Source organism: Mycobacterium sp. URHD0025 (assembly GCF_000426065.1).
Classification (GTDB): domain Bacteria; phylum Actinomycetota; class Actinomycetes; order Mycobacteriales; family Mycobacteriaceae; genus Mycobacterium.
Genome location: NZ_AUEQ01000010.1, coordinates 286,686 through 309,776, shown reverse-complemented (window position 1 = coordinate 309,776; position 23,091 = coordinate 286,686). Strand labels below are relative to the sequence as shown.

21 protein-coding genes and 1 pseudogene are annotated in these 23,091 nt (G+C 67.4%); 8 read left to right on the top strand and 14 right to left on the bottom strand.

Annotation, left to right across the window (positions count from 1 at the left end; genetic code table 11):
• Nucleotides 1-3: 3 nt before the first annotated feature.
• Entirely contained in the window at nt 4-2,676 is a 2,673-nt protein-coding gene (gene polA / locus H977_RS0116630) for a DNA polymerase I (RefSeq protein WP_196808261.1), read from the bottom strand.
• 131 nt (nt 2,677-2,807) lie between these two features.
• Here polA and H977_RS0116625 point away from each other — a divergent pair, with 131 nt between their 5' ends.
• Nucleotides 2,808-4,274 carry a glycosyltransferase family 39 protein gene (locus H977_RS0116625; RefSeq protein ID WP_029108905.1) on the top strand — a complete coding sequence of 489 codons (1,467 nt, stop codon included), beginning with the start codon at nt 2,808-2,810 and terminating at the stop codon, nt 4,272-4,274.
• Nucleotides 4,275-4,392: 118 nt separating this feature from the next.
• Nucleotides 4,393-5,238: a hypothetical protein gene (locus H977_RS0116615; protein WP_029108904.1), complete on the top strand. Its 846-nt coding sequence runs from the start codon at nt 4,393-4,395 to the stop codon at nt 5,236-5,238.
• Here H977_RS0116615 and H977_RS0116610 read toward each other — a convergent pair.
• Nucleotides 5,211-5,924 (bottom strand): hypothetical protein, encoded by a 714-nt coding sequence (locus H977_RS0116610; RefSeq protein WP_029108903.1) that lies wholly within the window; start codon nt 5,922-5,924, stop codon nt 5,211-5,213. The genes H977_RS0116615 and H977_RS0116610 overlap by 28 nt on opposite strands.
• Nucleotides 5,925-6,026: 102 nt before the next feature.
• Nucleotides 6,027-6,266, bottom strand: a complete 240-nt coding sequence (locus tag H977_RS0116605) for a hypothetical protein (RefSeq protein WP_155946677.1) — start codon at nt 6,264-6,266, stop codon at nt 6,027-6,029.
• Nucleotides 6,267-6,556: 290 nt separating this feature from the next.
• On the opposite strand from H977_RS0116605, the gene H977_RS33365 reads away from it, so the two are divergent.
• Nucleotides 6,557-6,793 carry a hypothetical protein gene (locus tag H977_RS33365; RefSeq protein ID WP_036476275.1) on the top strand — a complete coding sequence of 79 codons (237 nt, stop codon included), beginning with the start codon at nt 6,557-6,559 and terminating at the stop codon, nt 6,791-6,793.
• Between the two features lie 55 nt (nt 6,794-6,848).
• Here the strand turns inward: H977_RS33365 and H977_RS0116590 are convergent, their stop codons facing one another.
• Together H977_RS0116590 and H977_RS0116585 are read right to left on the bottom strand one after the other, a co-directional pair.
• A complete protein-coding gene (locus H977_RS0116590) occupies nt 6,849-8,267 on the bottom strand; it encodes an FAD-dependent monooxygenase (RefSeq protein ID WP_029108901.1) in 1,419 nt (472 codons plus the stop codon).
• The gene (locus tag H977_RS0116585; RefSeq protein WP_036476193.1) at nt 8,264-8,833 is read right to left on the bottom strand and encodes a TetR/AcrR family transcriptional regulator; all 570 of its coding nucleotides are present in this window, start codon (nt 8,831-8,833) and stop codon (nt 8,264-8,266) included. The genes H977_RS0116590 and H977_RS0116585 overlap by 4 nt, the downstream gene beginning before the upstream one ends.
• 103 nt (nt 8,834-8,936) lie before the next feature.
• Between H977_RS0116585 and H977_RS0116580 the strand changes: the two genes are divergently transcribed.
• The 3 genes from H977_RS0116580 (at nt 8,937) to H977_RS0116570 (ending at nt 10,899) form a co-directional block, all read left to right on the top strand.
• On the top strand, nt 8,937-9,404 hold the full coding sequence (locus tag H977_RS0116580) for a Zn-ribbon domain-containing OB-fold protein (protein ID WP_029108899.1): 468 nt from the start codon (nt 8,937-8,939) through the stop codon (nt 9,402-9,404).
• On the top strand, nt 9,401-10,603 hold the full coding sequence (locus tag H977_RS0116575) for a lipid-transfer protein (RefSeq protein ID WP_029108898.1): 1,203 nt from the start codon (nt 9,401-9,403) through the stop codon (nt 10,601-10,603). Before H977_RS0116580 ends, H977_RS0116575 begins: the two co-directional genes overlap by 4 nt.
• 71 nt (nt 10,604-10,674) lie before the next feature.
• Nucleotides 10,675-10,899, top strand: coding sequence for a DUF167 domain-containing protein (locus tag H977_RS0116570; protein WP_029108897.1), 225 nt, complete (start codon nt 10,675-10,677; stop codon nt 10,897-10,899).
• Here H977_RS0116570 and H977_RS0116565 read toward each other — a convergent pair.
• The 3 genes from H977_RS0116565 to H977_RS0116555 form a co-directional block, all read right to left on the bottom strand.
• A complete protein-coding gene (locus H977_RS0116565) occupies nt 10,892-12,886 on the bottom strand; it encodes a DUF7064 domain-containing protein (protein WP_029108896.1) in 1,995 nt (664 codons plus the stop codon). The genes H977_RS0116570 and H977_RS0116565 overlap by 8 nt on opposite strands.
• A 45-nt stretch (nt 12,887-12,931) precedes the next feature.
• On the bottom strand, nt 12,932-14,881 hold the full coding sequence (locus H977_RS0116560; RefSeq protein ID WP_029108895.1) for a primary-amine oxidase: 1,950 nt from the start codon (nt 14,879-14,881) through the stop codon (nt 12,932-12,934).
• Between the two features lie 65 nt (nt 14,882-14,946).
• Entirely contained in the window at nt 14,947-16,458 is a 1,512-nt protein-coding gene (locus tag H977_RS0116555) for a carboxylesterase/lipase family protein (RefSeq protein ID WP_029108894.1), read from the bottom strand.
• A gap of 76 nt (nt 16,459-16,534) precedes the next feature.
• Here H977_RS0116555 and H977_RS0116550 point away from each other — a divergent pair, with 76 nt between their 5' ends.
• Nucleotides 16,535-17,251, top strand: coding sequence for a hypothetical protein (locus tag H977_RS0116550; RefSeq protein WP_029108893.1), 717 nt, complete (start codon nt 16,535-16,537; stop codon nt 17,249-17,251).
• Here the strand turns inward: H977_RS0116550 and H977_RS0116545 are convergent.
• Nucleotides 17,248-17,589 carry a hypothetical protein gene (locus H977_RS0116545; protein WP_029108892.1) on the bottom strand — a complete coding sequence of 114 codons (342 nt, stop codon included), beginning with the start codon at nt 17,587-17,589 and terminating at the stop codon, nt 17,248-17,250. The two genes, H977_RS0116550 and H977_RS0116545, sit on opposite strands and share 4 nt — an antisense overlap.
• A 124-nt stretch (nt 17,590-17,713) precedes the next feature.
• On the opposite strand from H977_RS0116545, the gene rbpA reads away from it, so the two are divergent.
• On the top strand, nt 17,714-18,052 hold the full coding sequence (gene rbpA / locus H977_RS0116540) for an RNA polymerase-binding protein RbpA (RefSeq protein WP_003880369.1): 339 nt from the start codon (nt 17,714-17,716) through the stop codon (nt 18,050-18,052).
• Between the two features lie 58 nt (nt 18,053-18,110).
• Here the strand turns inward: rbpA and H977_RS0116535 are convergent, their stop codons facing one another.
• From H977_RS0116535 to H977_RS34900, 5 genes and pseudogenes are all read right to left on the bottom strand, one after another.
• The gene (locus H977_RS0116535) at nt 18,111-18,896 is read right to left on the bottom strand and encodes a polyprenol monophosphomannose synthase (RefSeq protein ID WP_029108891.1); all 786 of its coding nucleotides are present in this window, start codon (nt 18,894-18,896) and stop codon (nt 18,111-18,113) included.
• A gap of 9 nt (nt 18,897-18,905) precedes the next feature.
• Nucleotides 18,906-20,807 carry an apolipoprotein N-acyltransferase gene (lnt, locus tag H977_RS0116530; protein ID WP_155946676.1) on the bottom strand — a complete coding sequence of 634 codons (1,902 nt, stop codon included), beginning with the start codon at nt 20,805-20,807 and terminating at the stop codon, nt 18,906-18,908.
• Nucleotides 20,797-22,392: an amidohydrolase gene (locus H977_RS0116525; RefSeq protein WP_029108889.1), complete on the bottom strand. Its 1,596-nt coding sequence runs from the start codon at nt 22,390-22,392 to the stop codon at nt 20,797-20,799. The genes lnt and H977_RS0116525 overlap by 11 nt, the downstream gene beginning before the upstream one ends.
• A gap of 17 nt (nt 22,393-22,409) precedes the next feature.
• On the bottom strand, nt 22,410-22,922 hold the full coding sequence (locus tag H977_RS0116520; protein ID WP_029108888.1) for an FxsA family protein: 513 nt from the start codon (nt 22,920-22,922) through the stop codon (nt 22,410-22,412).
• A gap of 60 nt (nt 22,923-22,982) precedes the next feature.
• Nucleotides 22,983-23,087: pseudogene (locus H977_RS34900) on the bottom strand (PPOX class F420-dependent oxidoreductase); the annotation flags it as partial.
• Nucleotides 23,088-23,091 lie beyond the last annotated feature (4 nt).

The following is a 23,091-nucleotide window of genomic DNA, read 5'->3' as shown; positions in this document are numbered from 1 at the left end:
CCGTTAATGCGCCGCGGCGTCCCAACTGCGGCCATAGCCGACCGACACCTCCAACGGCACATCCAACGGATAGGCGTTGCCCATGTGCTCGCGGACCAGCGCCTCCAAGGTCTCGCGCTCGCCGTCGGCCACCTCGAACAACAGCTCGTCGTGAACCTGCAGCAGCATCCGTGACTTCAGGCCGGCTTCCTTGATCGCGGCGTCGACGTTGATCATCGCCACCTTGATGATGTCGGCAGCGCTGCCCTGGATCGGCGCGTTGAGCGCGGCGCGTTCAGCTGCCTCGCGCACGTTGCGGTTGCTGCTGTCGAGTTCAGGCAGGTAACGGCGGCGGCCGAGCACGGTCGAGGTGAATCCGTCCTTGCGGGCCTGGTCGACCACGTCACGCAGATAGTCGCGCACCCCGCCGAACCGGTCGAAGTACTGCTCCATCTGGACCTTGGCCTCTTCGGTGGAGATCTTGAGCTGGCTGGCCAGGCCGTAGGCGCTCAAACCGTAGGCCAGGCCGTACGACATCGCCTTGACCCGCCGGCGCAGCTCGGGAGTCACCTCGTCGATGGGCACCGAGAACGCCCGCGACGCGACGAACGAGTGCAGGTCCTCACCGGTGTTAAAGGCCTCGATCAGGCCCTCATCTCGCGACAGGTGCGCCATGATCCGCATCTCGATCTGGCTGTAGTCGGCGGTCATCAGCTCGGCGTAGGGGCCATCAGGGCCGTTTCCGACCACGAACGCGTCGCGGATGCGGCGACCCGCCTCGGTGCGGATGGGGATGTTCTGCAGGTTCGGCTCGGTCGACGAAAGCCGCCCGGTCGCCGCGATGGTCTGGTTGAACGTGGTGTGAATCCGCCCGTCGGAGGCCACTGCGTTGAGCAGGCCGTCGACGGTGACCTTGAGCCGGGTCGCGTCGCGATGCGCCAGCAGATGCTGCAGGAACGGATGTCCGGTCTTGTCGAAGAGGGATTGCAGCGCATCGGCGTCGGTGGTGTAACCCGTCTTGGTGCGCTTGGTCTTCGGCATTTCCAGCTCGTCGAACAGCACGGCCTGCAGCTGCTTGGGCGAGCCGAGGTTGATCTGCTTGCCGATCACGGCGTAGGCGGCCTCGGCGGCGTCGCGGATCTGATCGGCGAACTCGCTCTGCAGCTCCTGCAGCTTGTCCAGATCGACGGCGATGCCGATGGACTCCATCTCGGCGAGGGCCCGCTGCACCGGCAGCTCCATCCGGCCCAGCAGCGACGACGAGTCGATGCGGGCCAGTTCCTCGTCCAGCGCATCGGCGAGGTCCAAGACCGCGCAGGCGCGCAGGATCAGCGTCTGCACCGCCTGCTCGTCGACGCCGTCGGAGTCATCCAGCAACGAAAGTTGTTGCTGTTCAGGAGATTCAGCGCGCAGCTCGCGCCGCAGGTAGCGCACCGCCAGATCGTCGAGCGCGAAGCTGCGCTGCCCCGGCCGCACCAGGTAGGCGGCCAGCGCGGTGTCTGAGGTGACCCCGCGCAGCGTCCAGCCGCGTCCGGCCAGATCGTGTATAGCCAGCTTGGCCTCGTGCAGTGCCTTCGGCGGACCCGGATCGCCCAGCCAGCGCGACAACGCCTCCTCGTCCTCCGGCGTCAGCGTGGCGGTGTCGATGTAGCGCCCGTCGCCGTCGGCCGCCACGATGGCCAGCGCCGTGGCGTCGGCGTCGTACGCGAGATGCGTGCCGACCACGGCCAGCCCGAACCGGCTTCCCAAGCTGTGCTCGGCAAGCCACGCAGCGAGCTCGCCGGGCTCGAGCGCCCGACCCCGTACGTCGAACCCGTGCTCGACCTCGGGCTCGGACGCGACCAGCGTCTCGAACAGCCGATCGCGCAGGACGCGGAATTCCAGGTCGTCGAACAGCCGGTGAATCTGGTCGCGGTTCCAGGGTTGCATCCGCAGGGTGTCCGGCGTCTGCGGCAGCGGCACATCGCGCACCAGATCGGTGAGTTCGCGGTTGAGCACGACACTGGACAGGTTGGCGCGCAGCGAATCACCCACCTTGCCCTTGACCGCGTCGACGTTGTCGACGAGTGCCTGTAGGGAGCCGTATTCGGCGATCCACTTGGTGGCGGTCTTCTCCCCGACCCCGGGAATTCCGGGCAGGTTGTCGCTCGGGTCTCCACGCAGCGCCGCGAAGTCCGGGTACTGCGTGGGGCTCAACCCGTACTTCTCCACCACCGCCTCGGGTGTGAACCGGGTCAGCTCACTGACGCCCTTGCGGGGGTAGAGGACCGTGATGTTGTCGGTGACCAATTGGAGCGCGTCGCGATCGCCGGTGACCACCAACACGCGGTAACCGTCCCGCTCGGCCTGGGTGGCCAGCGTGGCGATGATGTCGTCGGCCTCGAAACCGGGTTCGGCCAGCGCCGTGATGCCCAGCGCGCCGAGCACCTCTTTGGTGATGTCGATCTGACCGCGGAACTCGTCGGGGGTCGCGGACCGGCCCTCCTTGTATTCCGGGTACTTCTCTTTGCGGAAGGTCTGACGCGAGACGTCGAACGCCGCGCCGACGTGGCTGGGCTGCTCGTCCCGCAGCAGGTTGATCAACATCGAGGTGAACCCGTAGACAGCGTTGGTGGTCAACCCGCCCTGAGTCTTGAAATTCTCGGCGGGCAACGCGTAGAACGCCCGGAAAGCCAGCGAATTGCCGTCGAGCAGCATCAGTGTGGGCTTCTCGTCGGCGGTGGGATTCAGCGCGTTCTTGGTCTCGGTCTTGGCGGGGCTCACGGCCCTCACTCTAGGCACCGGCGGTGACATCCCGTTGACCCCCGACGCCACTATCGTGGACCGCAGTGGCTGAAACAACGACGGACACCGTATCCGTGGACCCGCCGGTCGACGTCCCGCAGCCGGCCGTCCGCGCCGTCACCGCCATCACCCTCGTCACCGGAGCCGTCCAGCTGGCGGCCGCCATCGCCGGCCGGGGCTACTGGTTCGACGAGGTGTACATGCTGGCCATCGGCCGCCGCCATCTCGACTGGGGCTCGGCCGATCAACCGCCACTGGCACCGGCACTGGCCGCTCTCAGCGATCTCATCGCTCCCAATTCCATTGTCGCGCTGCGTATCCCGGCGATACTGGCGACGATGGCCGCCATCGTCGTGGCCGCCCTGATCGCCCGCGAGATGGGTTGCGACCGTCGCGCCCAGGCGTTGGTGGCCTTCGCCCAGTCGACCGGGGCGTGGGTGTCGTTCGCCGGACACTGGCTCACGCCGTACACACTCGAGCCGCTCGGGTGGCTGCTCCTGGTCTGGTTGGTGGTGCGCTGGCTCCGGCTGCGCGACGATCGACTGCTGCTCGCCCTGGGTGCGGTCGCCGGGCTCGCGGCGATGACGAAGTTCCAGGTACTGCTGCTGTGTGGGGTGATGCTGTTGGCCGCACTCGCGGTCGGTCCGCGCGCGCTGCTGCGCCGCCCGCTGCTGTGGGCCGGCGTCGGCGTGGGTGCGGCGATCACCGCACCGACCCTGTGGTGGCAGGCGCGGCACGGTTGGCCGCAGTTGAAGATGGCCGAGGTGGTGGCGTCCGAATCGGGACCTCTCTATGGCGGCCGTGGCGGTATCGCGGTGCAGCTGATCGTGTTCGCCGGCGTGATCGGGGCGGCACTGGCCCTCTACGGCCTCTTCCGTCTCGTCAGGGACCGCACCTTGGCCGATTACCGCTTCCTCGGCGTCACTTTCGTGGTGCTCTATGTTCTCTTCGTAGCCACCGCCGCTCGGCCCTATTACCTGTGCGGCCTGTTCCCGCCGCTGGCCGCAGTCGGTGCGTTGAGCCTGCAGCGCCGCCGCGAGGCAGGACACTACCGATGGCGATGGGTGGCGTGGCCGGCGTGCGTCCTCAGCGCCGCACTGGCGGCTGCGGCCATCGCTCTCAGCATCACGATCGGCCGCGAGGGCACCGACGAACAGATCGCGCAGCGCACCGCTGCGGCTTATGCGCGGTTGCCCGCCGGCCAACGGGAACACACCGCCATCGTCGGCGAGTCCTACATCGTGGCCGCCTTCCTCGACGGCTACTCCGACAAATACCAGCTGCCCGCGGCATTCAGCCCGACCCGCAGTTACGGCTACTTCCCCGCACCTGCGCCGGACGTCGACACCGTGCTGTTCATCGGCGAGGAGCCGGTGCGCCTACGCCCGTTCTTCGCCCATGTCCGCAACGTGAGCGGCATCACCGACGACCTCAGCGCGTGGTTGCTGACCGGCCGGACCGAGCCATGGGATTCGTTGTGGCCCAAGATCCGGACGCTGTCGGTGGGCTGATCACCCGGCGAGCCATCTCGATCAAAACCTTGGCGGCCGGACTCATCGGCCCCTGCGCCCGCGCGGCGCGATTGGCGCTGCGCCGGCAGCCGGTGTCGGTCGACGTACGATCCGCTGTGTGAAGCTGTCGACGCTGGATCTGGCAACGCGCAAGTTCTGGCGCGTCGCCGGCCGCGAGGTTGACCTGGGCGGTACCCAAGCGTGGCTGCAGGCGCCGATGGGTACCGAGGCCGGCGGCAACGGATGGTTGCGGGCCGAGGCTGCCCGGCGCGGCGGCGCACTGGCAGAGGATGATCCCGATGCGGGCCTGCAGACCGATCTCGTCGGCCTGGCGGGCCCGGGATTCGATCCCGCAGCCGTTCACCCGATGATTCACGACTTCTATACCCACACCGCGCGATGGCGTATGGAGGTCTGGAGCAGCTGGTCGCCGTTGTTCTGGCCCGGAGGTGAGCTGGTTTCGCGATTGTTCGGCAAGCGGGTGCGTCAGCTGGCGCTACCGATGCGTCCCCTCGATGTGGCTCGCGGCATGGACGGCACGGTGTCGGTGATCACCGATACCAGCGGCAACCAGGTGGCGGCAGGCTGGATCCGAACCCTACGCCGCAACGGCGACACCGTTTTCAGCGGATGTTATTCGCGCAGAACACTTCCCGGGGCGCTGCGGCCCAGCGTCCACGTGACCTTTCCGCTGGAGGAGGGCAACGTGCAGGTGTTCCTGCAGCCGCAGAACCGACCGGGCGACGGCCTGCGGCTCGTTTCCCCGGCCGGGCCGTGGGGCGCCGACGGTGCCTACGTGTTGGTGCGCGATCAGGGGCGCTACTTCGCCAAGCGCGTTCCGGTCCACGAGACATTCGATCTGTATGTCGACGATGAGCAGGTGCTGCGCACCGATCACGTACTCCGCATGTGGAACATGGCTGCGCTCCGCCTGCATTACAAGCTGGAACGCCGCGGTACATAACCGGTATGCCCGTTCCAGCTGCCGTGCTCGGACATCGGACGGAATCGGTAAGTCGCGAACTCGTGATGAAAGTCGCGGCGGCGCCGCTCCGCCATCGCGTCAGCATGCCGCGTGGGCTTATCGACATCACTGTGACCGTGCACCATGTCGGTCATCGCGCGCACAGACCGCCAGATCGAGAATGTGGAGATCGACCGGGGCGGACGCATCGCCGCCAGCGCGAGCGTGACGTTCGGATCGTCACGCACCAGTCGCTCCACCGGCTTGCCCCAGGTGAGAAAGCGGGGCACTTCGGGTAGCCGCATGCGTGCCAGCGTGACCGCGACAACGGGCTCCTCGTCGTCGGCGGTGTCGGCCTGCTGGGGCAGGTCGGGCAGCACAGCCAGCCGGGACCAGCGCCGCAGAAACGTCATCCGCACATGCCAGCCGGACGCGAACCGCTCACCAGTTCCGCCCAGGAAATTCTCGATCGCGGCCTCGTCGTCCCACCGGGCGAACATCGCCAGCCGCCGTAACTGCAGCCGGTCAGGCGAGACGGTCGGCGCGCCGAGCCGCATCAGTGACAGGCACTCGGCATAGCGCAGGCCCACCACGTCGTGCTGTTCCGGTGGACGCAGCAGTAGCGGCAGCGCGGCCGTCGCGGGCATCTCGACGAGATGGAACGTGAAGACGCCGAGATCGGTCATGTGCCAATTATCGGTGCGGCGGTCGATCTCCTCAGCACCAGTTTGGCTATTGGCTGTGCGTCGGTCTCTGGGGGTGCTCCGGCACGGTGTTCCGGCGCCGGCTCAGAAGACGTGGGTTGTCGTAGGAGTGAGAACGAATCCGTGGTCGCCGACCCGGCATGCTGTCGTTCTGTCGGCGGAGGTGGCACAGGTGATGCAGTCGTAGAAGATCTTGTGCATCGGCGGCAAAACCTCGGGCAGCTCTTCTTCGCTGGGCCGGTAGTCGGGATTGCCTGGCGCAGTAGCTTTTTCGATTGCTGCTGCGATGCAGACCCGCCCGAGCCGAGACAAGTTGTCCGACATGTCAGTACGCTCCCACCGCCCGCTCATCGAGTTCTACCGCTATGTCTGACCTGGGGGTGTCGACGCGCTGTACATCGGATACTTTGCTGCACCGCAACGGCCGCATCCATCACGATACTGTTGCGTCGTGAGTGAGCCGCAGCTAACTGCCACTGACGGCGCCGGTGGCGAACCGGTGCGTCGGCTCCCTCGCGGCGCACGGATCGCCGACATCACCGTGTGTGTGCTGTTGTTCGTGGGGCAGGGCGGGTTTGGGGTTGCTCGCGTTGATGAGCTTCATGGTTTTTCCGATGAGCACCGACAATTGCGCTTACGAGGCTTGTGGCGACGGCAACTGGATCAACTGGGCGATGTGGATGGCGCTCGGTTCGATTGTTCCGGCTGGGTTGTTCTTCAGTCTGGGTGTTATCCAGTTGGCGCGTCGTCGGATCGCGTTTTGGTTGCCGCTGCTCGGCGTCCTCGCCCAAGTTGGCCTCCTCCTGGGTGCCTGGCGCGTGGCCGATCTGGCCGGGCCGATCGCCGGCTGACCGACTGGCCAGGGGCCCGGATTCGCCGACCGGTCTCCCTTACGGCACGGTGACCTCACTCCCCGGCTCGACGGAGTTGGTCGCGGATGACCTCGGGCCGGGCGCTGATCGCGCCGACATAACCATCGGGCCGGACCAGGACGAACGTGCCGACGGGTACGTCGTAGTCCGCGCTGGGCGCGAGGCGCACCCCCGGGATTCCGAAATCGACTGGTTCGCAGCCGAATTGCAGCACGGTCCAGTGCGGGCCGCGGAACACGTCGAACAGTCTGCGACCGTCCGGCAGTAGGCCGTCGGGCGCCCGGTCGCCGGCGCGCAGCGCACCGGTCGGATCGGTGTCGACGGCGAGTGGGCCTCCGCGGTAGTTGATGTCCAACTGGTGGATGGCGGCCGGCGCGGGTCCCGCCGCGCCGAACCCCTGGCGGTGCAACAGGCCGCTGAGGTGCAGCACATCGGCGGCGACGGGCAGGCGCTCCGCCTCGTAGCTGTCCAGCAGACCGTCAGGCGCTCCGGCCAGCACTGCGGCCAGTTTCCAGCCGAGGTTGTGGGCATCCTGGACCCCGGTGTTGACACCTTGTCCCCCGGCGGGTGAATGGACGTGGGCGGCGTCTCCGGCCAGCAGCACCCGGCCCATCCGGAAGCGTTGCGCCAACAGCAGATTCACCCGGTACAGCGAGATCCACCGCAGATCCGACAGTGTCACGTCCCGGCGTCCCGACCTGTCCTGCAGTACCGCCTGCATACCCCCGAGAGTCAACGCGGGAATCTCGTCGCCTGGCGCCATCGTCACCACGAGTTGGTAGTGCTCGCTGCCCGGCAGGTTCCACAGCGAGAACCGGGTGGACCGGTCGCCGTCACGGGTCAGCAGGTGACAGCACCGACCGTTGAGCCCACTGGCCCGCACGTCACCCACGATGATCCGCTCCTCGGTGAGCGCACCACCGAGAAAGTCGACCCCGGATACCTTGCGGACCGTGCTGCGGCCACCGTCGGCCCCGACGAGGTAGTCGGCACGGATCGTCCCCCGGTTCGTGCACACCGTGACACCGTCGGCATCTTGCGTGAAATCCGTTACCTCGGTGTCGAACTCGATGGTTCCCCCGAGTTCGGCGAAGCGCGCCGCCAGGATCTGGTCGGTGCGCCATTGCGGGAGCAGCCACGTGTACGGATACGGCACCGCCGGCGAGGCAACCAGCTCCGGCAGTCCCAGCAGCTCGTAGATCGGTTTCTCCCACACCACGTCCGCGCCACTGTAGAGCCGCATGGGCGGAAAGGGCTCACCGGCGGCCAGCACGGCGCCGATCACGCCGATGTCGTCGAAGACCTCCAATGTGCGTGGCTGCAGGCCCTTGCCACGAGAGCCGGGAAACAACGTCGCGGCCTTCTCCAGCACTCGGCATGGCACGCCGCGCCGGGCCAGCTCGATGGCCAGGGTCAGTCCGGTCGGTCCGGCGCCGGCGATCACGACGGTCATCCGTGGGCACCTCCGAGCAGCATCAGCAGCACGTCGTCGACCAGGCGTGCACTGAACGCCGCGTCGACGGGGAGGTCGAGGTGGATCTGTCGCAGGATCATCGCTTCGGCGACGTCGTGGATCAACTCCACATCGGTGTCCGTCGCGATGTCTCCGCGGGCGATGGCCCGTTGCAGCGCGTCATGGAAGGGCGAGAGCTCTTCTTTGTCGAGATGTTCGCGCAGGGCCTCGGCCAGCTGCCGGTCGTGCCGCATGAGCGTGGCCAGCTCGGCGGTCACCCGGGTCAGCGGCTCGGCCACCTCCGCGGCCAGCGCGTCCATCACCGCCAGCAGGTCATCGCGCAGGTCACCGGTATCGGGCACGGCCGCGTTGCGTGCCGCGTCGGCTGCGTCCAGGGCGGCGCGGACCAGCTGGGCCTTGTTCGGCCACCGGCGGTAGATGGTGGCCTTGCTGGCGCCGGCCCGCGCGGCGACGGCGTCGATGGTCAGCGCCGGGTAACCCCGTTCACCCAGCAACTCGACCGTGGCGGCCAGGACCGCCTGCTCGCGTTCCATTCCTCGAACCATGGCGGAAGTGTACGAAACAGTTTCGTACACTTCAATCGGATATCGCGGAGCCGAAACTGCAACACGTTTCAGTTTCGCGGTCTTGATCGTTTAGGCTGGCCGCGTGCCAGCAGCATCTTCGCAACCCGCGATCGACGGATGGTTCGCCTCCGACGACGCCGGTGCCACCCACCTGATCGGCGGCAAGTGCACCCAGTGCGCGACCTACGTGTTCCCGCCGCGCGATAACAACTGCCCCAACCCGGCCTGTGACAGCGACACCCTGGACCTGGTTGCGCTGTCTCGTCGCGGAAAGGTGTGGAGTTACACCGAGAACCGGTATCTCCCGCCCGTTCCGTACCCGCAGACCGACCCGTTCGAGCCGTTCGCGATCGCCGCGGTCGAACTGGCCGACGAAGGCCTGATCGTGCTCGGCAAGGTTGTCGAAGGCACCCTCGCCGCCGATCTGAAGGTCGGTATGGAGATGGAGCTGACCACCATGACGCTCTACACCGACGACCAGGGCGTCGAGCGCACCACCCACGCCTGGAAGGTTGCGGACGCGAGGAGCATGGAGGAAACAGCGGAATGAGCACTCCCGAACCCCTGTACATCCTCGGCGCGGGCATGCACCCGTGGGGCAAGTGGGGACGCGACTTCACCGAGTACGGCGTCGTCGCCGCCCGCGCCGCACTGGCCGAGGCCGGTCTGGATTGGCGTCAGATCCAGTTGGTCGCCGGAGCCGACACGATCCGCAACGGCTACCCGGGCTTCATCGCCGGGTCCACGTTCGCCCAGAAGCTGGGCTGGAACGGCGTTCCGGTGTCGTCGAGCTACGCAGCCTGCGCATCGGGCTCGCAGGCACTGCAGAGCGCCCGCGCTCAGATCCTGGCCGGGTTCTGCGATGTCGCGCTGGTGATCGGTGCCGACACCACACCCAAGGGCGCCTTCGCACCCGTCGGCGGTGAGCGCAAGAACGATCCCGACTGGCAGCGCTTCCACCTGCTCGGCGCCATGAACCCGGTGTACTTCGCGCTGCTGGCCCGGCGCCGGATGGACCTCTACGGCGCCACCGCCGAAGACTTCGCGCAGGTGAAGGTGAAGAACTCCCGCCACGGCCTGCAGAATCCGAATGCGCGCTACCGCAAGGAATCCGCGATCGAGGACGTACTGGCCAGCCCGGTCGTGTCCGACCCGCTGCGCCAGCTCGACATCTGCGCCACCTCTGACGGCGCCGCGGCACTGATCGTCGCGAGCAAGTCGTTCGCCGAGAAGCACCTGGGCTCGCTGGAGGGGGTGCCGTCAGTGCGTGCGGTCTCGACCGTGACTCCGCGCTACCCGCAGCATCTTCCCGAATTGCCGGATATCGCAACGGATTCCACTGCCGTGGTGGCCGCGCCGGAGCGGGTGTTCAAGGACCAGATCCTCGACGCCGCCTACGCCGAGGCCGGTATCGGACCCGAGGACGTCAGCCTGGCCGAGGTATACGACCTGTCCACCGCGCTGGAGCTGGACTGGTACGAGCACTTGGGCCTGTGCGCCAAGGGTGAAGGTGAGCAGCTGCTGCGTTCGGGCGCCACCACCATCGGCGGCCGCGTCCCCGTGAACCCGTCGGGCGGTCTGGCCTGCTTCGGCGAGGCCATCCCGGCCCAGGCCATCGCGCAGGTGTGCGAGTTGACCTGGCAGCTCAAGGGGCAGGCCACCGGCCGGCAGGTCGAGGGCGCGAAGGTCGGCGTGACCGCCAACCAGGGCCTGTTCGGCCATGGCTCCTCGGTGATCGTCGCGCGCTAGTCACCGACGCCGAACGTGAACAAGATGTCGAGTTTTTCGCGAAAATTCGCACACTTCTTCACGTTCGGCGCATGACCACCGTCGTCGTGCGGGTCAAGCCCGGCAGCCGCAAAGGTCCTCTGGTCGAGGTCGGCGACGACGACTCGCTCACCATTTATGTCCCCGAGCGCGCTGTGGACGGCAAGGCCAATGACGCGGTCACCAAACTGCTTGCCGCACACCTCGGGGTACCGCGCAGCCGGGTGGAGTTGATCTCCGGAGCGACCGCGCGGCTCAAGCGTTTTCGTATCAGCTGACGTTGCGGTTCCACTCCAGCCAGCCGACACCGTCGCGCCCGTCGGCGGTACGCACCTTCGCCCAGGCGCGGGGGAACTGGCTGACCCGACCGTCCGCCGCCGTGAGCAGCACCGGGGCGTGGCCCTGGATGTCGATGCTCGCCTCGATGTCGCCGGGTTGCAGGGTCAGCGTCGTCGACACCGGCAGATCGTCGGCGCCGAGGGCGTGTTCCGCAGTCACCTTCTGCAGTTCGACAAGCGGTTCACCGGCACGCTGCGTGTAGCCGATACCGATCGGCGGCATCCCCGGGATCCGGATGTCGACGCCGTGCAGATGGGTGCCGTCGTCAAGATGGATGGCACTCCACACCCAGTTCATCGACCACCAGTCCCGCACACCCCACGAATGGTCGCGCTGGCCCGCGACCGCTTCGATGGTGTGGGTCTGATCGCCGATGATCACCGTTCCCGACACCGTGCACGGAATCTCGTAGCGCGGCGTGATCCGATACAGGTACGGGATCCCCGCGGTATGCCAGGTCAGGTCCAACGTCACCGAGACGGCCCCGCCCGACTCGCCCCGCAGCAATGCCGACGGGTCGTCGAAAGCCTCGCCGGTGCCCGTGGCGGTCAGGCGGTACACCTCCAGCGGCTGGTCCGGGTGCAGGTTCAGCTCGACCCCCTCACCCTTGACCGACGACGGATCGGCCACCGGTGCGTGAAAGTCGTTGAGCGCCACGGTCGGCAGCCCCGGACCGCAGAACAACACGTTGATCCACGCGGTGTCCTGGTTGGGGATGAGGCCCAGGCGGATCCAGCCGCCGAGGCCCGCGCCGGCGTCGACGAAGTCGAAGTACCAGCTCTCGTTCCACAGATCCTCGTCAGTGGGGGTATGCGCGTATTCGTCGTCGGCGGCGGGCACCAGCGGCTCCGGAACCGCAGGCGGCGCAAGGACATCGACCGCATTGGTGTCCAGCACGTGGCTGCAGTGCCGGTCGAGCATCGTCATGAACATCTGGTCCCCACGGTCGGTGCGCTCCACCAGCATCGAGGAGATGATCGCCATCATCACGCCGAAGAAACTCTGCCGGCGCACGCCCTCGCGGACCTGCCCGAGTGTCAACGCCGTGTCCGGCCCGAGCGCCTGGTGATAGGCGGCCAGCAACTCGTCGTAGTGGGCGCGGCGCTGCTCGACGGGCAGCGCGCAACCGATGAAGTACGCGACGTCGGTGAACGCCGGCCCCTTGGTGACGGTCTGCCAGTCGACCACGGTCAACGCACGTTCGGCGCCCTCGTCGCCGAACAGCATGTTGTCCAACCGATAGTCCCCGTGCACCAGGCCCTGCGGCCGCTGGGACGCGCCTTCCTCGGCGAGGTAGGCGTCGAAACTCTCCACGAGTCGTTCGCAGACCTGCCGCTGCTCGGGCGTGATCAGTTCCGCATAGCGCTCGACGAAGGCCGCGTACAGCCCAGAGATCAGGGCTTGGTTGACCGGCGCCTCGCGGTTGAGCCACTCGGCCCGGTTCAGCGCCTCGGCGCCGGCCGTCGAGCCATGCATGTGCCCCAATTCGGTGAGCGCCACGGTGGCCTGTCGCGTTGTCGCGCCCCGGATCTCATCACCGACCACAGCGGGTACCGCATCGCCGAGCAACAGGTCGAAGGCACCGGTCTGGGGATCGAAGGCGGCGTGATAGCACGGCGCCACCGGCCCGGGAGCCAGGGCAGGTGCGATGTCGGCGTAGAACCGGACCTCGCGCTCATAGAGGCCCAGCGCCAGCCCGGTCTGTCGGCTGTTGGGGTCGGTGGCCGCCACCTTCAGCACCACCGACGCGGGACCGTGCCCCTCGTCGGCGTAACTCAGCGAGACGCGGTAGCACTCGCTCATCTGGCCGGTCCCGATCCGCTCGAAACTGAAGGCACTGACCCGACCGGCACCGAGGGCGGCCGTCAGCCAATCGGAGGTCAGATCTTCGGGGCGGTCGAGAACAGCGGTCTCAGTCGGTTGCACACAGGCAACCTAGCAGTGTTCCGCATCACACATGACAGGTGTCAACTAATGATGTGCCGACCTGGCATGACCGTGTGCGCAGGAGTCCGGCGGGGTGGCCGCCACGTCCAGCGCCGGGTTGCGGTCGAAGAAGCCGAAAGGCTTGAGCCAGAACGACACCACGTCCACTGGCATCACCGGCCAATCCTCCGGGCGGGTGATGTGGTGGATGCCGAACACGTACCAGAGCACCACATCGGTGTTGTCGATCGACCGGTCGGCCTTGGTCCACTCACCCAACCCGGCGTCGGCCGCCGACTGGTTGACGAACTCCCCCGCCGGCCAGCGCTCGTCGGGCCGGTTCGGGGTGACCCACAAGGTGTGCCCGATGACGTTGGCGCGTTGCAGCACCGGGGACGACGGGTCGAACATCGCCGGGATGGCCCCGGTGGGCACCAGCTTGTACGACGGGTGCGTGCCCAGGCCGTTGACGACGTTGGTGTTGACCACCTTCCAGGCCCGCTGGGTGGCGAAGCTGACGTCTTGGCGGCCTTCCAGTTCCGTGCGCAACGCCTGATTGCGCACCACGAGCGACAGACCGTAGGGATTGTCCGGACTGATCGGTTCGGCGTAGGACTCGGTCATGCAGACGGTGTTGTCGGTTCCGTCTATGTCCAGGTCGAGCCGGGCGATCAGGAAATGCTGATGGAACGGCGCGTACGTGCGTTCGTCGACGAGCGTGCCGTTCGGATGGGGCTGTCCCGTCGGAACCGGCGTGGTGACCATGATTCCGGTGGCACGCACCTCGCATTCGATGTTGCCGTCCTGATAGAGCCGCCAGTACACCAGGTACTCGTAGTTCGCGACGGTGACGTGGAACGACAGGGTGAGCCTGCGCATCCGGCGCACCTCTGCCCCGGCGTCGTGGTCGACGTGCTTCCACAGCACGGCGTTGTCTTCCTCGTGGATGCAGATCGCGTTCGCGATGGTGTACGGCTCACCTGCGCTGTTGTGCAGAACCGCATCCAGGTAACGGATCTCACCGAGGCAGTCACAGCCGAGCTCGAGTGAGGTGGTCATGAACCCCAGGCCCCACTCGCCGATGTCGAAAGCGGTGCGCCGATAGTGGTCGACCGATGAGTCCCGGTAGGGAACCACCATCTCGGCGAACGACATCCGGTGCGCCACAGAACGATTGGTGTCACCGTCGCGGTACCGCACCGTGTGCAGCGTCATGCCCTCGCGGTGGTTGAAACCGACCCGCAAGGACCAGTTCTGCCACTGCAGCAGATTGCCGTCCAAGGTGAAGGACGGCCCCTCGGGCTGAGTGATGTCCAAGGGCTTGAGTGGTTCCCGGCGCGACGCCGCCCTGATCCGCTCCGGGATGTGATGCGGCACGTATTCGCCCATCACAGAGGGCATTTCGGGAGGCGTATCGTCGCTGCAGTCATCTTCGACGCGCAGCACCTCCATGGTGTTGATGTCGATCACGCAGTGCAGACCACTGACCGGGTGGGCGTAGGGATTGGCCCCGGCGGCCTGCTTGTACCAGGTGTCCGACCAGCCGATCCGCCGGTCGCGGTACTCCGGCGGCGCGACCGCGTCCCCATAGGTCCAGGTATCCATGAAGACGTTGTCCAGATCGGTGATGCCGCGTTTGGCGAGCGCGGCGATCACGTCGGGATTGCGGCGCAGTACCTGGTCACATTCGACGAACTCGTCGACGGTGAAGTTGGCCTGCACGCCCGGGATGTGGTCGAAAGCCTCGACCCGGTCGTCGGTCAGCGACACCACACCCTTGTAGGTGGCGTTCGCCGCCCGCTCGAGGCAGATCACGGCAGCCCGCCTGGGCGGTGTCGCGCCGCCGCCGTCGAAGGCGGCCAGTTCGGTCTTGGTCGGCTCCACGAGTTCCACCGAGGCGATGCGCCAGCCCTCCCCGACCCCGTGCTCACTCCGCAATATCGCTGCCACCGCGCGAAACTCGTCGGCGGACAGGGGGTCCAGGGGATAGTCCACGCCAAACACGCAACCACATCTCGGCGTTTCCCTGCAGCAAATCGCCCAGAGTGCCGGCGACGAACTCAGCGCTCGGCGAGGGTGAACCCTTCCCATGCCTTGCGCCGCGTCGCCCGGGGGTCGTACTCGACGCGCGGGCGGCGGTCGAACACGAACACCGCCCGGTCGTCGCGGTCGTAGGCCGGCCAGCCCGGTCCCGGCTCACCGGTCCGGGTGAACTCACGCCAGCGCCTCTGGACGTCACGGCTGACCCGCCGGGCCGAACCGCGGTCGCCCACCGCGGTCAGCAGCGCGCCGTATGTCGTGTGGTACGTGTCGAACACCGCCAGCAGCTCCATCGCGTGCGTCGCACCGAGCCCGGCCCAGTGCAGGGTCCGCGGCGCGTAGTCGTAGCGGTACACGTAGGTGGGCGCGTGGCGGCTGTGCGCCTCGGCGATCTGCCAGGTGGCCGAGGCGAAGGCGAAGTCCCCACCCAGCCGCACGCAGGCCGCGCTGCTCGGATAGTCCGGATAGGCCGCCACGATCCGGCGGCGCTCCTCGGGATCGGTACGGGCGAACAGCTTTTCGATCATCGGCTCGTTGGTCGGCAGCAACTGCAGGAACCGGGTGAACAGCCGCCCCTCGTCGGCGTTGTTGCCGACGATCAACGGCACCCGGTGTGCGGAGCCCTCGGACATGGCCGTGACCGGATCGACCGGCAGGTAATCGGTGCCGAAGGTCGGCCCGACGGGAAACGCGCCGGGAATGTCCGTCTGACCGCGCATGATCTGTTTTTCCAGGGCCCGGCCCAGCTCGGCCGGACGCGCGGACATCAGCGCTGCCGCCGCCGATCCCCCACCGGGACCGACCAATTCGGCGAGCTGACCTGCGATACGGGCGGCGGCATCCGCAGAGCTGACCATCCCGCTGGCCGGGCTCTCGGAGATCACCCGGGCGAACAGCCCTTCGGCATCGGGCACCGCGAGCAGGGTGGCGACCGCGTGCGCACCGGCACTCTCGCCGAAGATCGTCACGTTGTCGGGATCCCCGCCGAACACGGCGATGTTGTCGCGAACCCAGCGCAGCGCCAACACCAGATCACGCAGGAACAGGTTGTCGTCGATCGGATGCTCGGGCGTCGCCAACGACGAGAGCTCGACACACCCCAGCATGCCGAGGCGGTAGTTGACCGAAACGAACACACAACCGCGGCGGGCCAGCGCGCCCCCGTCGTAAATGGGCGTGGCGGAGCTGCCCAGGATGTAGCCGCCGCCGTGCACGAAGAACATCACCGGCAGTGGGCCTTCGGCGTCATCGTGCTCCGGCGCCACCACATTGAGCGTCAGACAGTCTTCGCTCATCGGCTGGTGCTTGCCGAGGCCGACGAGCGTGTAGCGATTTTGCTGGGGCGCGCAGTAACCGAACCCGTGGCAGTAGCGCACGCCCGGCCAGGGCTCGGCCGGCTCGGGCGCCCGCAAGCGCAGCCTTCCGACCGGTGGCTTGGCGTAAGGGATGGAGCGCCAACGATGTACGCCGTCGCGCGTGAATCCCTCGACGATGCCGGTCGTGATCTTTGCCCGGACAGTCCGCTCGTGCATAAACCGACCGTATCTAATTACATCGGTGGGGGCGGACAGGCGGTGGGCGTGGCACCCGACCGCTAGCCTTGCGGGTATGCGCACCGTTGTGACTGTTGGGGCTGCTGTGCTTTTGACGGCGCTCATGTCGGCCTGTTCGTCGGGAGGAGGGCACGAGTCGCAGCCGGGCTCGCAGCCCCGGATGTCGATGCCCGCCGGCGCTCCACATACCAAGGCCACCACACCCACCACGACGACGACCTCGCCGCTGCCCACCACGGCGCCGGCCCCCGGGACTCCGATGAACCGGGTGATCAAGTGGGTCGAGGCGGGCACCCCTGCCGATCCGTCCGGATTCCACACCGCCACACGGGAAGGTCAATCCACCAATCTCGGCGAGGACGTCGCATTCGTCGCGCCCTCGGGAACCGTTCGCTGCGCCACCGACAAGGTCCTCGAAGGCCAACTGGCGTGTCTGATCAAGGCCGAGGGCCTGCCGTCGAAGCCCGCCGATGTCGAGGGCCAGTGGATTCCGGGCTGGGTCGACTTCGCCGGTGAAACCGTGGATATCGGCTCGCTGCACGGAGATCCGGGCCGGTTCGGCTACGGCGACGGCGCGGAATTGGCCGAGGGCAAGTCACTGGCGTTCGGCGATTACCGGTGCCGGGCCGATGGCACCTCTCTGGTGTGCGTCAACTACGCGCATCAGTCCGCTGTGCTGCTGAACTCCTCCGGCGTCGAACCCCTGGGTTGTCTGAAGCCCGTCCCGCCACCGGTGGGCGTCGGGCGCCAGCTCAGCTGCCCGCCCGACTAACGCCAGCCGTCGGCTGCCTTCGCGGCTTCCATCAGCGCATCGCACAACTGCCGCAGCTCGTCCGCCCCCGCGCCCTCGTCGACCGCGATCGCCACATCCTCGGCCGCACACCTGACCTGATACACGCGGTCGGACAGCTGGGCCGCCTCGTCGGCGCTGAGCACCACCGAATCCGGGGCCAGCGAGGTGCCCTTGACCATCGCGCGTTGTTCGTAGGCGCGCTGCCGGCACGACTGCCTGCAATACTGTCGACGGCGGCCCATCTGCGCGTCGGCGACCTCTCGTCCGCACCACCGACACGGCTGGGGGCGGTCGCGTCTGCGGTTCCCGATCGCCATGGCTCACGACTGTAGACTGCCGGTCGCCTCGGCCCGCGTATCATCAATGGTCGAGTCGGGAACTTGGCAACGCCGTGCAGCGTTGATACATCCGGACCAAAACGCCAAATAAGGAGTGTTGACGATGGCTGATCGCGTCCTGAGAGGCAGTCGCCTCGGAGCCGTGAGCTACGAGACGGACCGCAACCATGACCTGGCGCCGCGTCAGGTGGCGCGTTACCGGACCGAGAACGGCGAAGAGTTCGACGTGCCGTTCGCCGACGACGCCGAGATTCCCGGCACCTGGCTGTGCCGTAACGGGCTTGAGGGCACCCTGATCGAGGGTGACGTCCCCGAGCCCAAGAAGGTGAAGCCGCCGCGTACCCACTGGGACATGCTGCTCGAGCGTCGCTCCGTCGAAGAACTCGAGGAGCTGCTCAAGGAGCGCCTCGATCTGATCAAGACCAAGCGTCGCGGCAGCTGAACCGCGCAAAAAACCGCGATACGCCCCGAGGGGTGTATCGCGGTTTTTTCGTTTCCGGTTAGCGCACCACGCCCCGGGCGCGGTCCAAGCGCCCACGGACACCCCACTCGGCGACCTTGAACATCGCCTCACGGATGTTGGAACCGCTCATCTTGGAGACCCCGAGCTCACGTTCGGTGAATGTGATGGGCACCTCGACGACCTTGAATCCGTTGTTGATCGCACGCCAGGTCAGATCGATCTGGAAGCAGTAGCCCTTGGAATCGACCGCTGACAGGTCGATCTTCTCCAGCACCTCGCGCCGGTAGGCGCGGTAGCCGGCGGTGATGTCGTGGATGCCGACACCCAGAAGGAGCCGGGAGTAGGTGTTGGCGGTCTTCGACAGGACCAGCCGGCGCACCGGCCAGTTGCGGACCGTGCCGCCGGAGACATACCGCGAACCGATGGCCAGATCCGCCCCGGCGTCGACGGCATTCAGCAGGCGGTTCAGTTCCTCGGGTGCGTGGCTTCCGTCGGCGTCCATCTCGACCAGCACCGAGTAGCCGCGGCCCAGGCCCCAGGCGAAACCGGCCAGGTAGGCCGCACCGAGGCCGGCTTTGCTGGTCCGGTGCATCACGTGCACGCGATCCGGGTCGGCCAGGGCCAGCTCGTCGGCCAACTGGCCGGTGCCGTCGGGGCTGCCGTCGTCGACGACGAGGATGTGCACCTCGGGGCTGGCGTGATGGACACGCCCGACGATCAACGGCAGGTTCTCCCGCTCGTTGTAGGTGGGAATGATCACCAGGGTGCGCTGACTCGGGCGTTCACCGTCCTGGGGGCGCGCTCCGTCACCAGGGACTGTCATGTGGCTCCTTCATCGTCGCGGGCCTTCGCCGGTGCGACGCCTCAACATTCTTTGCACGAACCTTCCATTGTGCAGTATGGAAACGACCACTGCGGCACCAATTGCTCCGAGACCGACCGTGACCAGCATCACCTGCAAGGCCGGTCCCCACTCGGTGGCCGGCGTCAGATCTGACTTCAACCTGATCTGACTGTCCAGATACGCGGGCTGGAACCAGTCGGTGCGGGCCAGCTCACGGCCGTCCGGCGCGATCACCGCGCTGATGCCGGTCGTCCCCGCGACCACCAGATACCGGTCGTGCTCGACGGCTCGGAGTTTGCCGAACGCCAACTGCTGGGCACTCATGTTCTCGTCGAACGTCGCATTGTTGGTCGGCACCGTGAGCACCTGGGCACCGCTGCGCACCGATTCACGCGCCGCCCGGTCGAAGATCACCTCCCAGCACGTGGTCACGCCGATCGGCACCCCGGCCGCGTGCACGACGCCGTTGCCCTCCCCCGGCACGAAATAGCCCGCCCGGTCGGCATACGACGACAGATGCTTGAAGAAGCTGCGCCAAGGCAGGTACTCGCCGAACGGCTGCACGATCTTCTTGTCGTGTCGCTCACCCGGCCCGTGTTCGGGATCCCAGACGATCACGGTGTTGGTGGCCACCGGATTGTCCGCGGTATATCCGTCGGCCTTGGTGACGGCGCCCACCATGATCGGCGCACCGATCGCGTCGGCCGCCGCGGTGATCTGTGCGGCGGCGTCGGCATTGGCCAGCGGATCGATGTCAGAAGCGTTCTCTGGCCACACCACGAACATGGGCTGCGGCGCCCGGCCGGCACGGACATCGCCGGCCAACCGCATCGTCTGGGTGACGTGGTTGTCGAGCACCGCACGGCGCTGGGCATTGAACTCCAGGCCCAGCCTCGGCACATTGCCCTGCACTGCGGCCACGGTGACGGTCTGCTCGTCGCCCGCTCCGGTACCGGAATGACGGACCTGAGGCCACAACAGTGCGGTGGCCAGCAGGACCACCGTGATGGACAGACCGGGCAGCATGACGGCGGGCGCCGGGAAGCCCGGCTTGTGTCCGTGATGCCACCACTGCACGATCTCGAGGGCCAGCAGCGTCACACTGAACCCGACCAGCGCCACCGCGAACGACACCAGCGGCGCGCCGCCCCAACGCGCGATGGCGAGCAACGGACCATTGGTCTGGCCGAAACCCAAAACACCCCAAGGAAATCCACCGAACGGCACGGTCGATTTCAGCCATTCCTGGGTGACCCACAGCGTGGCGAACCACAGCGGCCAGCCAGGCAGTCGTCTGACGACAACTGCCGACAGGCCGAAAAGCCCGCAGAACAGGGCCTCCATCGCCGACAGCGCCACCCACGGCACGGGGCCCACCAGACCGCTGATCCACGGCAGCAGGGGAATGTAGAACGCCAGGCCGAAGAGGAACCCGTAACCGAAGCCACCGGCTCGGGTGGTGGATTCGAGGGTCAGTACCCAACCGATCAGCGCCACGCCGACAAAGGCTGCCCACCACCATCCGGTCGGCGGATAGCTCAGGCACAACGCGAGTCCGCCGCCGACCGCGGCGCTCAACTGCGCCCAACGCCGCGCCGCGGCCCGTCCGAATCGCGACGCCCGGACGGTCACCACGGACCAGCGGTCCGGCGTGCCCGCGGCGGTCAGCCGGTACTCAAGCTCCTCGGGCTCTTCATCGGGATCGATGTCGGCGACGGGATCTCCGGTGACGCCCTCGTCCAGTTCCCCGAAGGCCTCGTCGTCGAGTTCGTCGAGCTCGGCGAGCTCATCTTCCTCGATGGCGGGGATCACTTCGGTGGATTCGTTCGGGCCCGGGCGGCTGATCGGCCGTCGCCGGCCCGGTCGGTCTCGGGGACGGTCACTCTCCATGGACGACGACACCCCGGTGAACGGTCTGACGGCAACGCGGCAGCTCCGCATCGGCGGTCAGTCGCGGCAGTGCGGGCACCCGTGATCGCGGATCGGTGGACCATCGCTGGACGGCGTTGGCCGGTGCGCTGACCTCCAGGTCAGCGGCCTCCCACACCGCGTAACTGGCCGGCGCCCCGGGGGTGAGTGTGCCGGTGACACCGTCACGCAATCCACCGGCCCGCCAGCCGCCGCGGGTGGCCGCAGCGAACGCGGCGCGAGGCGAGATAGCGCTGCCTGCGCTCCGGTGCGAGACGGCCGCACGCACGGTCTGCCAGGGATTCATGCTGGTGACCGGAGTGTCGGAGCCGAAGGCGAGGGGCACGCCTTCGGATGCTAACAGCGCAAACCGGTTGAGCTGGGCAGCTCGATCAACCCCGAGACGCTGGGCGTACATGCCTTCTGCACCACCCCACAACCCATCGAAGTTGGGCTGCATGCTGGCCATCACGCCCCATGCACCCAACTGGGCGGCCTGTTCGGGGCTGACCATCTCCAGATGCTCCAGGCGATGGCCGCAGCGGGCCAGCGCCGGACCGCCCAGCCGCTGTGCCACGGTGGCGAATCCGTCGACCACTGCCTGCACCGCGGCATCGCCGATCACGTGGAAGCCCGCCGGGATGCGCGCCTCGGTGCAGGCCTGCACATGTCGGGTGATGACCTCGACGTCCAGGTAACAGTTGCCGCAGGTGTCCGGCGCGTCGTCATAGGGCGCGTGCAGCCACGCGGTGTGCGAACCGAGGGCACCGTCGACGAACAGGTCTCCGGCCAATCCGCGCGCGCCCGTCTCGGCGATCAGGTGGCGGGCATGCTCCGCGTCCTGGGCCGGCTCGCCCCAATATCCGATGACCTCCACGCCGTGCTCCAGCGCACGCAGTTCCTGCCAATCGAGCAGACCGCCGATCTGCGGGCCCGCACATTCGTGGACCGCGACGATGCCCAGCCCTGCGGCGTGATCGAGGGCCGCGACACGGGCGCCGTGCCGTTGCTGCGGGGTCAGCTGCTCACGGGCGGCCGCGCGCACCAGGTGATGCGCTTCGGCGGTCAGCGGACGCTGCGGGTGGAACCCGGCGGCCTCGGCCAGGCTGGGCGCCGAGCGGCGAAGAGCTGTTGTGGCGGCGGCGGAATGCACATCCACCCGGGCCAGATACGCGGGCCGATCCCCCAGCACCGCGTCGAGATCCTCGGTGGTCGGACCGGTGCGCTCAGGCCAGCCCGACTCGTCCCACCCGTGTCCCCACACCGGCCCGTCCGGATGCTCACGCGCGTACTCGTCCACTAACTGCAGGCAGTGCTGCAGCGAAGCCGCCCCACGCAGATCCAGACCGTCCAGATTGAGACCGGTGGCAGTCAGATGGACGTGACTGTCGACGAACGCCGGAGCGACGAAGCCGCCGTCGAGATCGACGATTTCGGCGTCGGGAAACTGCGACCGGCCGATGTCGTCGGTACCCAGCCATGCCACAACGCCGCCGCGGACGGCGAAAGCGGTCGCGTCGGGATGACTGGGGCTGTGGATGCGCCCGTTGATCAGGAGTGTCGTCAAGCTGTTTCGGCTGGCTGCTAGGCCTTCGGAGGCAGGCGGTACGGGTCGACTTCGGTCACGTCGATGAACTCATCGACGTCGATTACTTCGCCGTCAATGTAGTCGCCCGTCCCCCGTCGATAACCGGCGGTACCGGTCGGTGCGCCGAAACCGGCGGGCGCCGCGGCGATCAGCGGCATCCGCCGGCTGACCAGTCCGGTGAGCACCGGGCGCGCGGCGGCCCGGGTGGGCGGCAGCAGCAACAACGCGCCGAGAACCGAGCTGGCCAGACCCGGAATCACGACCAACACGGTGCCCAACGCCACCAGCAGACTGTCGGACACGGCGCCACGGGTATCGGACACACCGCCCGACAGGCCCGTGCGTAAACGGCGGATCTGCCGGTTGAGCTGCGAACCCGCCAACACCAGACCGATCACGAACGAGGCCAGCAACAACAGCACCGTGTAGCCGAACCCGATGGTCGCCACCAAGGCGACCATCACCCCCACCTCTACGAGGAGGTAGATCAGAAACAGCCGCTTCGCCATATCGGGTCAACGATTCGGCCGGCGGATCGGTTCCTCACCGGCTCTCGGCCTGCCGGCGGCGTCGGGGACGCCCCACACCGCGGTCGGCTTGGGCTTGCCGTCCTTGGTGAAGGTGGTCAGCAGGAGGTACTTCTCGCGGTAAACGTCCTCGAAGCGGGGTGCCATGACC